12 protein-coding genes and 1 tRNA gene are annotated in these 12,060 nt (G+C 70.4%); 5 read left to right on the forward strand and 8 right to left on the reverse strand.

All coding sequences use genetic code 11. The features are described from left to right. Positions 1–30: 30 nt before the first annotated feature. Positions 31–648 carry a class I SAM-dependent methyltransferase gene (locus FRCN3DRAFT_RS0206185; RefSeq protein WP_007511707.1) on the reverse strand — a complete coding sequence of 206 codons (618 nt, stop codon included), beginning with the start codon at positions 646–648 and terminating at the stop codon, positions 31–33. 55 nt (positions 649–703) lie between these two features. After that, positions 704–1,249: a PadR family transcriptional regulator gene (locus FRCN3DRAFT_RS0206190; protein ID WP_007511709.1), complete on the reverse strand. Its 546-nt coding sequence runs from the start codon at positions 1,247–1,249 to the stop codon at positions 704–706. A gap of 111 nt (positions 1,250–1,360) precedes the next feature. Between FRCN3DRAFT_RS0206190 and FRCN3DRAFT_RS0206195 the strand changes: the two genes are divergently transcribed. Both FRCN3DRAFT_RS0206195 and FRCN3DRAFT_RS0206200 read left to right on the forward strand, forming a co-directional pair. Beyond that, positions 1,361–2,224 carry an SDR family NAD(P)-dependent oxidoreductase gene (locus FRCN3DRAFT_RS0206195; RefSeq protein ID WP_007511711.1) on the forward strand — a complete coding sequence of 288 codons (864 nt, stop codon included), beginning with the start codon at positions 1,361–1,363 and terminating at the stop codon, positions 2,222–2,224. Positions 2,225–2,315: 91 nt separating this feature from the next. Next, complete coding sequence (locus FRCN3DRAFT_RS0206200) at positions 2,316–2,999, forward strand: class I SAM-dependent methyltransferase family protein (protein ID WP_027140308.1); 684 nt, start codon at positions 2,316–2,318, stop codon at positions 2,997–2,999. Between the two features lie 14 nt (positions 3,000–3,013). Here FRCN3DRAFT_RS0206200 and FRCN3DRAFT_RS0206205 read toward each other — a convergent pair whose 3' ends face one another. The 4 genes from FRCN3DRAFT_RS0206205 to FRCN3DRAFT_RS0206220 all read right to left on the reverse strand — a co-directional run bounded on the left by FRCN3DRAFT_RS0206205 (position 3,014) and on the right by FRCN3DRAFT_RS0206220 (position 7,183). Continuing rightward, the gene (locus FRCN3DRAFT_RS0206205) at positions 3,014–3,760 is read right to left on the reverse strand and encodes a metallophosphoesterase family protein (RefSeq protein WP_007511716.1); all 747 of its coding nucleotides are present in this window, start codon (positions 3,758–3,760) and stop codon (positions 3,014–3,016) included. Between the two features lie 140 nt (positions 3,761–3,900). After that, entirely contained in the window at positions 3,901–5,346 is a 1,446-nt protein-coding gene (locus FRCN3DRAFT_RS0206210) for an NAD(P)/FAD-dependent oxidoreductase (protein ID WP_007511717.1), read from the reverse strand. A 29-nt stretch (positions 5,347–5,375) separates the two neighbouring features. Next, positions 5,376–6,155, reverse strand: a complete 780-nt coding sequence (locus FRCN3DRAFT_RS0206215; protein ID WP_007511719.1) for a class I SAM-dependent methyltransferase — start codon at positions 6,153–6,155, stop codon at positions 5,376–5,378. A 545-nt stretch (positions 6,156–6,700) separates the two neighbouring features. Further along, positions 6,701–7,183, reverse strand: coding sequence for a hypothetical protein (locus FRCN3DRAFT_RS0206220; protein WP_157845177.1), 483 nt, complete (start codon positions 7,181–7,183; stop codon positions 6,701–6,703). 178 nt (positions 7,184–7,361) lie between these two features. Here FRCN3DRAFT_RS0206220 and FRCN3DRAFT_RS49220 point away from each other — a divergent pair, with 178 nt between their 5' ends. The 3 genes from FRCN3DRAFT_RS49220 to FRCN3DRAFT_RS0206235 are packed head-to-tail and all read left to right on the forward strand — an operon-like array spanning position 7,362 to position 9,929. After that, the gene (locus FRCN3DRAFT_RS49220) at positions 7,362–8,678 is read left to right on the forward strand and encodes a hypothetical protein (RefSeq protein WP_198535942.1); all 1,317 of its coding nucleotides are present in this window, start codon (positions 7,362–7,364) and stop codon (positions 8,676–8,678) included. After that, complete coding sequence (locus FRCN3DRAFT_RS0206230) at positions 8,608–9,282, forward strand: sensor histidine kinase (RefSeq protein ID WP_027140310.1); 675 nt, start codon at positions 8,608–8,610, stop codon at positions 9,280–9,282. Before FRCN3DRAFT_RS49220 ends, FRCN3DRAFT_RS0206230 begins: the two co-directional genes overlap by 71 nt. After that, a complete protein-coding gene (locus FRCN3DRAFT_RS0206235; RefSeq protein ID WP_007511727.1) occupies positions 9,279–9,929 on the forward strand; it encodes a response regulator transcription factor in 651 nt (216 codons plus the stop codon). The genes FRCN3DRAFT_RS0206230 and FRCN3DRAFT_RS0206235 overlap by 4 nt, the downstream gene beginning before the upstream one ends. Before the next feature lie 260 nt (positions 9,930–10,189). Here the strand turns inward: FRCN3DRAFT_RS0206235 and FRCN3DRAFT_RS0206240 are convergent. Together FRCN3DRAFT_RS0206240 and FRCN3DRAFT_RS0206245 are read right to left on the reverse strand one after the other, a co-directional pair. Next, a tRNA-Ala gene (locus FRCN3DRAFT_RS0206240) sits at positions 10,190–10,262 on the reverse strand. 134 nt (positions 10,263–10,396) lie between these two features. Further along, positions 10,397–11,734 (reverse strand): hypothetical protein, encoded by a 1,338-nt coding sequence (locus tag FRCN3DRAFT_RS0206245; RefSeq protein WP_157845178.1) that lies wholly within the window; start codon positions 11,732–11,734, stop codon positions 10,397–10,399. Positions 11,735–12,060 lie beyond the last annotated feature (326 nt).

Genomic DNA, 12,060 nt, shown 5'->3' on the forward strand with positions numbered 1-12,060 from the left:
TTAGCAGAGCTCCGCGGCCGGGGCTGCTCCCTAGGGCACGCGCTCCAGGACACGGAGAGAGCCGGTGCGGGAACGCTCCTTGAAACCGTCGTCCAGGGCTCGCAGGAAGATGTGGTACGGAGCCTGGCCCCCGTCCGCGGGGTCGGGGAACACGTCGTGGATGAGCAGCGTGCCGCCTGGCAGGACGTGGTGCGCCCACGCCTCGTAGTCCGCCTGGGCCTGGTACTCGGCGTGGCCACCGTCGATGAACAGCAGCGAGACGGGTGTCGTCCACCAGCCACCGACCTGCTCCGTGCGTCCGACGACGAGGGTGACGACGTCCTCCACGTCGGCGTCCTCGAGGTTGCGACGCAGGAAGGGCAGCGTGTCCATCCGGCCAGTGCGCGGGTCGACCACCGTCGTGTCGTGGTGCTCCCAGCCTGCCTGGTTCTCGTCCGAGCCGCGGTGGTGGTCGACCGTCACGACCTGGGCCCCCGCCTCCCGAGCGGCCGCCGCCAGGTAGATCGTCGACTTTCCGCAGTAGGTGCCGACCTCGAGGATCAGCCCACCCGCGGGCACCGTCCTCGCCGCGTCGTAGAGCGCGTCACCCTCGTCCTCCGGCATGAAACCCTTCGCGGCCAGCGCCGCCCGCCGCAAACGCTCGTCCACAAGGTAGGTACTACCAGAAACGGGCCTGTCGGTCCGCCGCCCCGGACCGACGCGATCAGTCCGCGGGATCGGAGTCGCTGACCGGCGGCATGGCGCGGGCCCACTCGGCCCAGTCCGCCAGTGCCTGGAAGAGCCGGATGCCGGCCTCGGCCGCGAGGCGGATCGACCGCGTCTGTGGGCTGTCACCGTAGTCGCCGCGATCCTTGGCATTGGCATGCTCGCGGTAGAGGTTCGCCTGTTCGGCGAAGTAGCGGCCTTCCCGTTCGAGGTGGGCGTCGAGGTCGCCGGGCGACATCAGCCAGAAGAACACGGAACGAAGCAGGGGCTCGACGCGCAGGGTGTGGTCGACCTCGCCCTCGGTGAGCCAGCGGCGGACCTCGTCGAGACCGGCATCCGTGATGCCGTATGCCTTTCGCCCCCTCGGTCCTCGGCTCTCCACCTCGATCAGGCCGGCTTCGGCCAGGCGGCCGAGCTCGGCATAGATCTGGGGGTGCTGGGCGGGCCAGATCGGCCCGAGGGTCTCCTGAAACCGACGGGTGAGGTCGTAGCCGCTGGCCGGTCCCTCGGCCAGCAGCCCGAGCAGCCCATGTCGCAGGGACATCCTCACCCCCTCTCGTCGGTAGGCACATGTACACCTTGACATGTCGCCGCGGCCACATGGATGCTCACACCTGTATCGACCAACATGTCATCCAATCCATGTGAGGCATCGGTGTCGCAGCCAACAGATCACCCGGCGGTCCTCGTCACCGGCGCCGCCGGCGGCATCGGAACGGCCATCACCGAGACGCTCGCCAGGCGTGGCTTCCACGTGTACGCGGCCGTACGCGGCGGCGGTGAGCACCTGAAGGGCCTTCCGAACGTCGACGTCGTAGGCCTGGACGTCACGGACCGAGACAGTGTTCGTGCCGCGGCCGAGCAGGTCACCGCCGCCCGGCGCGAACGCGGCCTGCGAGCGGTGGTGAACAACGCCGGAGTGATTGTCCACGGTCCGGTCGAGCTGGTCGCCGGCGCCGAGTTGGAGCGCCAGTTCGCCGTCAACGTCTTCGGCGCGGTCGAGGTCGCGCAGGCGTTCCTTCCGCTGTTGCGAGCGGGCCGCGGCCGCCTGGTGAACATCAGCGCCCCAAGCGCGAGTGTCGCGGTCCCGTTCGCCGGGCCGATCTCGGCGAGCAAGGCGGCACTCGACTCGTTCTCCGACGCCGCCCGGGTCGAGCTGGCGCCGTGGGGGATCCACGTCGTGACCGTCGTTCCCGGGGCCATCGAGACCCCGATCTTCGCCAAGGCCGACGCCGCCGCCCAGGCCGTGCTGCGCGAGGCGGACCCGCGCACGGTCGCCCTGTACAGCCGTCAGCTCGAGGCCGTCGCCGCCGCGCAGGTGGCGATGAGGACCTCGAAGGCCCAGACCGTCGCGGACACCGTGCTGCGCGCGATCGAGGCCTCCAAGCCCAGGGCCTACTACCTCGCCAATGCCGATGCCCGCGCCGCCGTGATGCTCTCCCGCCTGCCGACCCGGACCAAGGACCGTCTGCTGACCCGCCTGCTCGGCCTGCGCAAGGCGGTTCCAGCGGCGTCTTAGTACCCGGACGCGCGCTCGCCGTGCGGCGATCGCGGGCCTCCACGCCCGAGCCGCGCATTTCCTTTCCCGTTCCCGGCTATGGTCGGAACTCGTGGATCGTGCCGCGTCGGAGCGCCATTGGTCAGAGCGACATTGGGTTGACTGGCACCGGCAGTACGACGTCACGGGGTCACCGCTGAGCCGTCGGCTCGCCATCGTCCAGCGACGCATTCGGCAGGCGCTGGACGAGCAGCCGCCCGGGGAGATCCGGGTGCTGAGCATGTGCGCGGGCCAAGGCCGCGACATCCTCGGCGCGGTGGTTGACCATGAGCGCCGCGACGACGTCCGGGCCAGGCTCGTCGAGCTCGCCCCCGACCTTGCCGCCGACGCGGAACGCGCGGCGCGGTCCGCCGGACTGGACGGCGTGCGGGTTGTGGTCGGGGACGCGGCGGACGTCGGCATGTACGAGGACATCGCCCCGGCGCACATCGCCCTGGTCTGCGGAGTGTTCGGCAATGTCAGCGACGCTGACGTGCGACACACCGTCGAGCAACTGCCCCGGCTGTGCCAACCCGCCGCGACCGTGATCTGGACACGTCATCGCCGGGCGCCTGATCTCACTCCAGCGGTGCGTTCCTGGTTCGCCGCGGCGGGATTTGAGGAGGTGGGGTTCGACACCGAGGACGGCTTCCTGATCGGTGTGGGAACCCACCGGCTGGTCGGACCGACGTCGCCATACCGGCCGGACATCCGGCTGTTCGACTTCGTCGGTGACGGCGGAGAGGCGCACCTCTAGCCGGGCGTCGTGCCTCACCCGATGCGGATCGCCTCCGGAAGCCGGTAGACGGCGAACGGGGCGCCGATGACCGGTGCGGCGACGTTGCGTACGGGAGTCCCGGCGGGTGTCGCTCCGACCTCGGTCCCGTAGTGCGCGTGGCCGTGCAGGGCCAGCGCGACCGGGCGCCGGTCGGGCGCGGGTTCGCCGTCGATCGCCGCGCCGAGGAGGTGGCTGCCCAGGAACGGATACAGCTCAAGCGGCTCACCCACGAGGGTTTCCCGGATCGGCGCGTAGTGCGTGAGGACCACCCGGAGATCGACGTCGAGCCGCTCAAGTGCGTCTCGCAACGCTCCCCCGGCCGTTTCGGCCAGCCGAGCAAATATCTTCATTTCCTGCTCTCCGTGCGCGGCAGCCGCGCAGCCGGTGAAGCCTCCGGGGAATCCCTTCACGCCGGCGATTCCGACCTGTCCGCCGGCGGTGTCGACGACGGTGGACGACCCCTCCAGCACGGTCACGCCAGCGGCGGTCAGCATCTCGGTGAACATCGCCTCCTCGCCGCGGTCGTAGTCGTGGTTGCCGAGAATGGCGATCACTGGCAGGTCGAGGCCACCGAACAGGTCGCAGACCTCCGCGGCGGAATCGGTGTCGCCATCCTCGGTCAGGTCCCCGGCAAGAAGAAGAACGTCGGCCACGTCGGCCGCACGCTGATATAGCGGCCGAAGCCGAGCCGCTGCCCCGGTGGTGACGTGGAGATCTCCTACTGCCGCGATTCGGACCATGACCCGATCATCCCTGCTGCCCGTCCGGCGAGCGGACGGTTGAGCGATCTGGCCTGGCACCGCGGGTGCCGTCGGCGGGTACCGCTGTGCCGCGCCGCCATCCGCAGAGCTCGAGGCCATCCCGGTACAGCACGGCGACCTCATCCGGCGTAGACGTGGGTGTCCTCGATCTCGGTGATCGTCGCCTTGGGCGGTGGGCGGAAGCCGAGCTGGACGACCTGTTCGGGAACCGCCGTCGCCAGCAGCCAGTCGGTCGCGACGTGCGCCCGGTTGGTGCCCGCGCCGAGGGCCAGCAGGTGATAGGCGCGGGTGACCGCGGCGGCCGGGACGCCGGAGAGGTGAATCCCGAGCGGGTTGGCGACGGCGTCGGTGCCGCCGAGGTCGACGACGAATCCGAGGTCGCGGTGGCGGTATGGCCGGGCCTTGCCGTAGCCGATCGAGGCGGCGACGTTGCGCCCCGCGGCGGCCCCCTGGCGGACGGCGTGCTGCGCGGTCTGGCCGGCGGGCGCGCCGTCCCTGGTCACGTCAGGCACCGCCGCCGCGTCGCCGAGCCCGAAGACACCGGCCGCGCCGGGAACGTTGAAGTACTCGTCGACGACGAGACGGCCCTTGACGGTCTCGGTGCCCACCTTTTCCATCAGCGGGTTGGGAGTTATGCCCGCGCACCAGACGAGCGTGTGCGCGGGCACGACCTCGCCATCGCTCAGCGTGACCGAATCGGCGGCGACCCTCGTGACGGAGGTTTCCAGCCGGACCTCCACTCCGCGGTCGCGCAGCACCTTCATGGCGCCCGCCCCCAGGGCCTCGTCGAGCTCCGGGAGCACCCGGGGCGCCAGGTCGAGCAGGATCCAGCGAAGCTCGTCGGCTGCCAGCCGGGGGAAACGTTCCAGCACACCGGCGGTGAACCGGCGCATCTGCGCGGCGATCTCCGTTCCGGTGTAACCGGCGCCGACCACGACGAACGTGCACCGAGCTCGTCGCTCGGCGGCGTCGGTGGCCATGTCCGCGTACTCCAGCTGACGCAGCACGTGATCGCGTAGATAGATGGCCTCGGCGAGGTTCTTCATACCGAGGCCATGTTCGGCCAGGCCGGGAATGTCGAAGGTCCGGGTGAGTGATCCCGGCGCCAGGACGAGACGGTCCCAGCCGGTCTCATGCGTCGAGCCGTCGCTGCCCAGAACGGTGACCGTGCGGCCGGCGAGGTCGACGTCGACGGCATGCCCCGGACGCAGGACGGTTCGCCGCAACGCGCTCCGGACCGACACCGCCAGGTGCCGCGGCTCCACCTCGCCGGTGCACACCTGGGGAAGCAGGGAGGTGTAGAGCAGATGGTCCGTGGGGGAGACGAGCTCGAGGTCCGCCGCGCCGGCCGGTAGCCGTGCCTCGAGGTGCCGGAGAACGCCGAGACCGGCGAACCCGCCGCCGACGACGACCACCCGCGGTGACCCGCCGCGGGTGGAGGCGTCGCCGGCGGTCGCCTCACCACGCTGACTTCCGGTAGGAGCGCCCTCGCCCCTCGCGGCCACCCGACCGCGAACGCGCTCGGCCATACGTGCGGCCCGTGCCACCGCGCTGGAGTTCTTCACGGTTCGGTCCTTCCCCCTGTCGAGGGCTTTCAGAACCGCCGGACGCGCAGGACGCCGGTAAGCATCGGGAGGGTGAACTCGCCGAGGGCGGTCTCCGGTCTGCTCGCGAGGAAGGCGCGAATCCGGCCGAGCGCGGCCTCTTGTTCCTGTTCTGGCATGACCAGCATCCCCGCGTGCGTCGCGATCTTCGCGACGAGGGAGTCGGCGGTGCGGCGCTGGCCGTGCCCGAACTCGGCCTGCTCCGGCGAGCCGAACCGGGCGCCCAGGCCGTCGGCTGGCAGGTGCAGGTCCGCCGTCGCGGCACGCCAGGTGCTGAGCGTGTCGCGCGGGCCGATGGCCGCGCTCCCGCCGGCCCGCGCGAGCCCGGCAACCCAGTCGACCCGGTCGTCGGTGACGTTCCACAGGCCAGCCAGGATGCCGCCGGGCGCGAGGACCCTGGCGATCTCCGGTCCCGCGACGGCCATGTCGAACCAGTGCATGGCGTGGCCGGCCAGCACGGCATCGACGGACGCGTCCGGCAGCGGTATCGCCTCGGCACTACCCGGCAGGGCACGGACAGCAGGCAGCGTGCGGCGCAGCTCGGCCAGCATCGCCGGATCGGGCTCGACCGCGATGACTTCGGCGCCCACCGCCCTCAGCGTGGCGGTCAGCTTGCCGGTTCCGGCGCCGAGGTCGAGCACTCGCGGGCCGGGCGCGGGCTCGAGCGCCCAACGCACCGCGGCCTGCGCGTAGTCCGGGCGATGCTCGGCATACGCGGTCGCCGCCGCACCAAACGACGAGCCGAGAAGTAGCTGTTCGTGCTGTTCCACGCGATCACCCTGTCTGTGCCCGAAGTACCTCTACTGCCGCACCGGCTACTGGTCGTGTCCGTCTGGCGAGAAGTCCAAAGGTGAACCCCACCCTGATCGACTACGTACCACGCGCAGGGGGATCTCGGGGGCAAAGCCCCCTGAGAGCGGTGGCCTGCGTCGCGTCGAAACCTCGGCCGGCGCGCGGGCCGTTCATGATCTGGTGGAATCTTCGGCCCTATAGCTCCGAAGATTCCACCAGATCATGAAAGCGGATCGGCCGTGGCCTCAGGTTATGGCCATGCGGTAGGCGCGGCCGGGTAGGTCGCATCCTCCAACGGCGCTCCGGGCGCGCTGAAGCATGGACGTGATGGTTTCACGGATGAGTGGGTGGGTTCGGACAGGTTCGGGCGCGAGGTGCTCCGCTGCGCGGAGAATTTCGAGGGCTTGTGCGTGTCCGCACGGCTCGTAGCCGCCGCTGGGCATCGCGTGCGGCCCGGCGGCGAGGCCGGGTCGACGACACCATCGGTCGGGCAGTACGCGCCTGGTCGATCTTCACTCGACGCTCAGAGCTCAATGGCGGCGACGATCACGCCGCCTGCGGTGAGAACGATGTTGAGCAAGGCAATGAAGGCGCCGACGATTCCCGCGGTCCTGGCGGCTCCGCCGAGCGGCCGGCCACCGCGGGTGAGACCCGCCAGCCACGCTGCGCACCCACCGAGCAGGCCAGGAGCCCCGGACCAGAACACGACCAGAGTGAGGACTGACAAGGCGCCCAGCACGATCGCGCCCACCCGCGCCCGTTCGGGCGTGCGAATCAACCACAATGCGCTGCCGACCCCGATGACGAGGGCGGTCGTGCCCACCACGCTGACGCCGATCATCGACTCGATCGGACCTTCGCTCCGGTGGGGGTCCTTGTCGTTGAACAGGATGTCGGCGACGAAGACGGCGATGAACCCGAGAACGCACACGCCGTAGACAGTTCCGACCAGGACGCGGGCAGACGGTAGGGAGAAAGACCTGCGTACCGCGGCAGATGTTGACATGACAGCCTCGTTAGTTTCGTGCACCCGGAAGGTCCGAGTCGCCACGGAGATCGTCATCGTTGCGATGTCCCGCACGCGACGCCCTCGCGTCCCGTCCTCTCCCGACAGTTTCCCGATGCCGTCCCGACGCGAGCCCGCGGCCTACCCGTCATCAGCGCTGTGCCCCATGCTGTCGAGTGTGGCGGAGACGGCCGAATACGGTGCCAGCGGCGACGTCCGTTCAGCGGAGGTGACGGCCGAGGTTCTCGCTGCCGCCGTGTGCTTCGTCCTGGGCGTGGGCCTGACGGCTTTGTCCTTGCGCCTGGCGCCGCAACGGAGCCCCGGCCTGGCATTTCTGGCCGGCTGGCCGGTCTTCGCGGTGGCCGGCGGTGTGGTTCTCGACCAGCAACCCGCTTCCCGCATCGGGCGTGTTCTTACGCTGCTCTCGCTCGCCCCCGCTCTCGACCTCGGATGGGCCGGGGCACGCTTCGGTAGCGTGTCGTCGGCGCACTACATCGCGAATGCGGTCTCCGAACTGGCCGCTGTACAGGTCGCAGCCGTCGCCCTCGCGATTCCGGTGGCAGTTCGACCTCCGAAACACCGTGGCTGCGCGATTGGCCTCGTGGTCCTCGCGGCTGCCGGAGCACTGACGGTCCTGCTCGCTCAGGCACGGGTCGTTCACATGTCCGCGCGGGGCGCAGGCTGGGCTCTGGTCGTTCTGGGATGTGCTGGGCTCTGGACGCTCGTCGCGCGAGCGGCCTGGACGGACGGTCGTACCAGCCGACGGCGGGTGGTCTGGCTCCTGGTCGGCCTCGCCTTGGCCGGCGCTCTCGTCACGGTCGCCTGGTCGCTCATGTCAGCCGAACTCGCGTACTACGTCACAGGTTCGGTCGTTGCCGTGACCGCGATGACGGTGGCACGGCTGTGGTTGCGTGATTCCTTCCGACCCCTCGACGAAGCCGCGTTCGACGTCGTCCTCGTCGTCGCCGCTGTCGGCACCGCCGTGCTGGCAGCCGCGCTCGTCCGAATCGGCGCCGGCCTCGTGCGGGTGCCGTCACCCGGCACCTCGGCCGTGTTCACCGCGCTGGTCACCGTCGTCATGGCTGCCCCCGCTGCACTGTGGGTCCGACGCGCGGCGACGACACACCGCTACGGCAGCGGCGTCCTGTCCCCCACCGACGTCGCGGTCATCACGGCCGACCTGCACGCCAAGATCGAACCACGTAGCCTCCTCGACAAAGCCGCACGCATGGTCGCGGCCGCGAGCGGCAGCGCCGGGGCACGCATCGTTCTCGGCGAGGACGCTCCCGTCCTCTCCGGGCACTGGATCCTCCATCCACTTGACGTCGGGGGGGGACAGAGTCGGCGCACTGCTCGTCGCGTCTCGCCAGCGAGAGGGGCCCGAGCCGCGCCAGCAGAAGATTGTCGCCCAGTTACTGCCCACCGTGGCCCTCGTCGCGCGCGCCGTCGGGCTTGCGGTCGAAGCCGAGCACGCCAGGCGGGACGTCGCCCGTGAACGGGATGCCGAGCGCAAGCGGGTCATGGGCGACCTGCACGACGGACTAGGCCCGGTACTAGCTGGAATGAGCATGCGGGTGCAGGCGACACTGCGCTCCGCTCCGCCGTCGGAACACACCGAACTGTTGACCGATCTTGCTCGCGACCTGGCCGTTTGCCGCACCGACCTGCGGCGCATCGTCGCCGGCATCGCGCCGTCCACCCTCGACGACGGCGACCTCGCGGCGGCCCTGGACCGGCTGGTCGAGTCGTTCCAACGCGTAGCAGGAGCTCCCCAGCTCACGCACGAGATCGCGCTGGACGAACAGATGCCCTCGGCCATGCAAGTAGCCGTCTACCGCTGCGTCGCGGAGGGCGTGACCAATGCGCTTCGTCATGCGGCGGCCTCGACGATCGACGTGAAGGTCGCGACTTGCCGTGGCGATGTCCTTGTCGAGGTCAGCGACGACGGAGTCGGCAGCCAGGCGGTCCCCGGTGTAGGCCTCTCGTCCCTGGCGCAACGCGCCAGCAGCCTGGGTGGCGCGTTGACGATCACCGCCATCACCCCGAGGGGAATGCGCATGCGAATGATCCTGCCCACCACCGAACCGGCCGGAACATGATCAACGTACTCGTCGTCGATGACCATCCCGTCGTCCTCACCGGCCTCACCGCGCTCATCGGATCCGATCCCCAGCTGTCCGTGTTCGGGACGGCCCGATCCGCCGCGGCCGCTCGGGAGCTGCCCGGTGATCACGGACCGACTGTCGCCGTGGTGGACCTGCAGCTGCCGGACGGCGACGGTATCTCCCTCGGCGTCGAACTCAGGCGACGATGGCCGGCGCTGCGTGTACTCGTCCTCACCATGCACGCCGACGACGCCACCGTGATCCAGAGTCTCGCGAGCGGCCTGAACGGCTATCTCCTCAAGGACGCCGACCCCGAGGACGTCCTCGCCGCGATCCACTCCGCCGCCGGCGGCTCTTTGGTCGTCGGGCGAGGCGTCAGCGCCGTCGTGGTCGCCGCAGCCGCATCGGCCCCGCGGACCGATGCCCTCGCGGCATTGCACGCGCGAGACCTGGAGCTCCTGGACCTCATGGTCGAGGGCATGCCTGTCTCCCACATCGCCGCGCGTCTCTACCTGGCTCCCAAAACCGTCCGAAATCGGATCTCGGAACTGCTGAGAAAGCTGGCAGTCACCTCACGCGAGGAGGCCGTCTCGCTAGGACGAGCGGCAGGCCGCGGCAGCAACAGCCACTACCGGTACTGATCACTTTCAAGGCCTGGACGCCATCCCCAAATGGGGTCCACAACGACGAAAAACAGAAAAGGCCGCCCACCACGCGAGGCGACCTTTAACCATCAATAAAATCTTGATTGTCGATACAATAAAAGTTTCCGACCGAAATCGGACTCAAGTCGGGCGAAGCCCGGCATCGGGGGTTCCAGGGGGCCGCCCCCCTGGGCAGACATAACGCGGGAACCCGGGAAGGTGGCCAAAGGCCACCGAACAGGGCAGTCCCGATCGCGTGGAGACGAGGGGACTCGAACCCCTAACCCCTGCCTTGCAAAGGCAGTGCTCTGCCAGTTGAGCTACGCCCCCGTGCGGTGCGACCGGCGGGTGGCACCGGCCCGGCGGCCGTACCGCAGCGCGCCCCGCCAAGCGTACGACATGCGGGCAGGGGGTGAGGAGCCCCGAAGCGCCGACGGTATCGGGACTGGCGCTCCGATCGTTGATCAGCAGCGGCCCATCTGGTCCAGCCAGGACGCGAGCAGCGGTGGCAGCTGGTCGTAGCAGGCGGGACGGGTCGACGGCGGGGCGGCGGGCGACGTCGGGGCCTGCGCCGGCGGCGGGGTGGAGGTGGGCTGTGGCGCTGGGGCGGCCGTGGCGGGCCGCCGCGGTGGGACTGGCCGGGTTGTCGAGTTCGCGGAGGCCTCGGCGTGGAGCGACGGGGTGGCCAGGGGAGCGCCCGGGAACGAGAACGACGTCGGGTCGGCGGCCGGGGTGCTCGGCGTGGCCGCGGAAGTTCCGTCGGTGCCGGTCGCGGCGGGGAATCCGGCGTCGGAGGATGAGGCCTGCCCAGCGCCGGGACCGACGCTGAACAGCACGGCGCCGCCGGCGATCATGACGATGACTGCGGCGACGAGGGCGATCGCCGTCCGGCCGGTCGGACTGTTGGCGAAGGTGCCCGTGCGCAGCATGTTCAGCCACTCCTGGGGGCCTCTTCCCGCAGGTGCGTGCGCCTGTTCGATGGGGATGAGGAGCCGGGAGGTCCGGTACTTGATCTCATCCTCATCGAGTTCCTCGGGGCCGCCGCTGGCTCCCTCGGCTCCCTCGGTCTTCCCGGCTGCCTCGACCGGGCGAGCGTCTTTCGTCTCGCCGCCGCCGGTGCCGACCTGGTCGCTGTCGGCGGCGGCGGTGCCAGCGGCGGTGGTGTTGGCGGCGGTCGCCTCGGGACCGCCGGCCGTGGGCGGCCCGGCAGATGACGGGGCTTCCAAGCCCCCACCGTCGCCACCGCCGGCCTCGGACCCGGGGCTCACGGCGGACCCGGGGCTCCCGGCGGACCCGGGTGCCGAGACCTCAGGGGCGGGCGGGTCCACGGGCGGGTCCACGGGCGCGAGCGGAGAGAGGAGAAGGCCGCCCTTCACCGTGGCTTCGGGGTCGGCGCCGTCGTCTCCTGGCGAGTACGAGGATGGGACGGCTCCGCTGGCCGCGGCGTCGCCGAGGACCGGGAAGGAGGCCTCGGACGGGTGCGGGGCCGGCGGTGGGACGGCTGACCGTCGGGACCGGAGGAACGCGGCGATGCCCATGGATCTGCGCCGCGCAGTGGACGCGAGCCGGTTTCCGTTGTCCGTTTCCGGGGCTTTTGTCGCCCACAGATCGGTGGTCTGTCGAGGTTCGCCGCGGCTGTTGTCGTCGCGGTCCTGGACATCGGCGGTGTTCACCGGCGGTTCCGGGGCGGGTGACACCGGGCCGGCCGCGTTGCCGGACGTGGCGCCGTCCGCCGGGACCGTGCCGGCCTGGAGCGCGTCGTCTCGGAGCGCGACCTCGTCCTGGGGCGAGGATCGGACCATCTCGGGGCGCACCGTTGGGGCGTCCTGGGCCGAATCCGTTACGTCTCCTACGCCGCTGTCCCAGCCCCCTGTGACCGGTTCGCTCATCGTGACGTGCCCCTGTCGCCTACATCTCGCGCTTCTCGCGCGGGTCCGCGCGCCATGCGGCGGCGCAGCGCGGCGCCTGGGCGCTGACTACCGATTCTCACGGTTCCACATCGCGGTAGATGACCGCCGACCAGCCGGGCAAACCACGCGCGTACCAACAACGGACTATCAAGGTCCCGTTGGCCGAGCGGCGGAGCTTGGGCATGGGTGCGCGGCGTCCTTGTCGGTGAGGCCGGTGT

Origin of the sequence: Pseudofrankia saprophytica (assembly GCF_000235425.2) — a bacterium.
GTDB lineage: Bacteria > Actinomycetota > Actinomycetes > Frankiales > Frankiaceae > Pseudofrankia > Pseudofrankia saprophytica.

What these genes read in the sequence shown, in the direction of transcription:
- FRCN3DRAFT_RS0206205 (WP_007511716.1), bottom strand. Translation starts at nt 3,760, where the DNA reads ATGGTCCGAATCGCGGCAGTAGGAGATCTCCACGTCACCACCGGGGCA.
- FRCN3DRAFT_RS0206245 (WP_157845178.1), bottom strand. Translation starts at nt 11,734, where the DNA reads ATGGTCCGATCCTCGCCCCAGGACGAGGTCGCGCTCCGAGACGACGCG.
- FRCN3DRAFT_RS0206235 (WP_007511727.1), top strand. Translation starts at nt 9,279, where the DNA reads ATGATCAACGTACTCGTCGTCGATGACCATCCCGTCGTCCTCACCGGC.
- FRCN3DRAFT_RS0206220 (WP_157845177.1), bottom strand. Translation starts at nt 7,183, where the DNA reads ATGTCAACATCTGCCGCGGTACGCAGGTCTTTCTCCCTACCGTCTGCC.
- FRCN3DRAFT_RS0206190 (WP_007511709.1), bottom strand. Translation starts at nt 1,249, where the DNA reads ATGTCCCTGCGACATGGGCTGCTCGGGCTGCTGGCCGAGGGACCGGCC.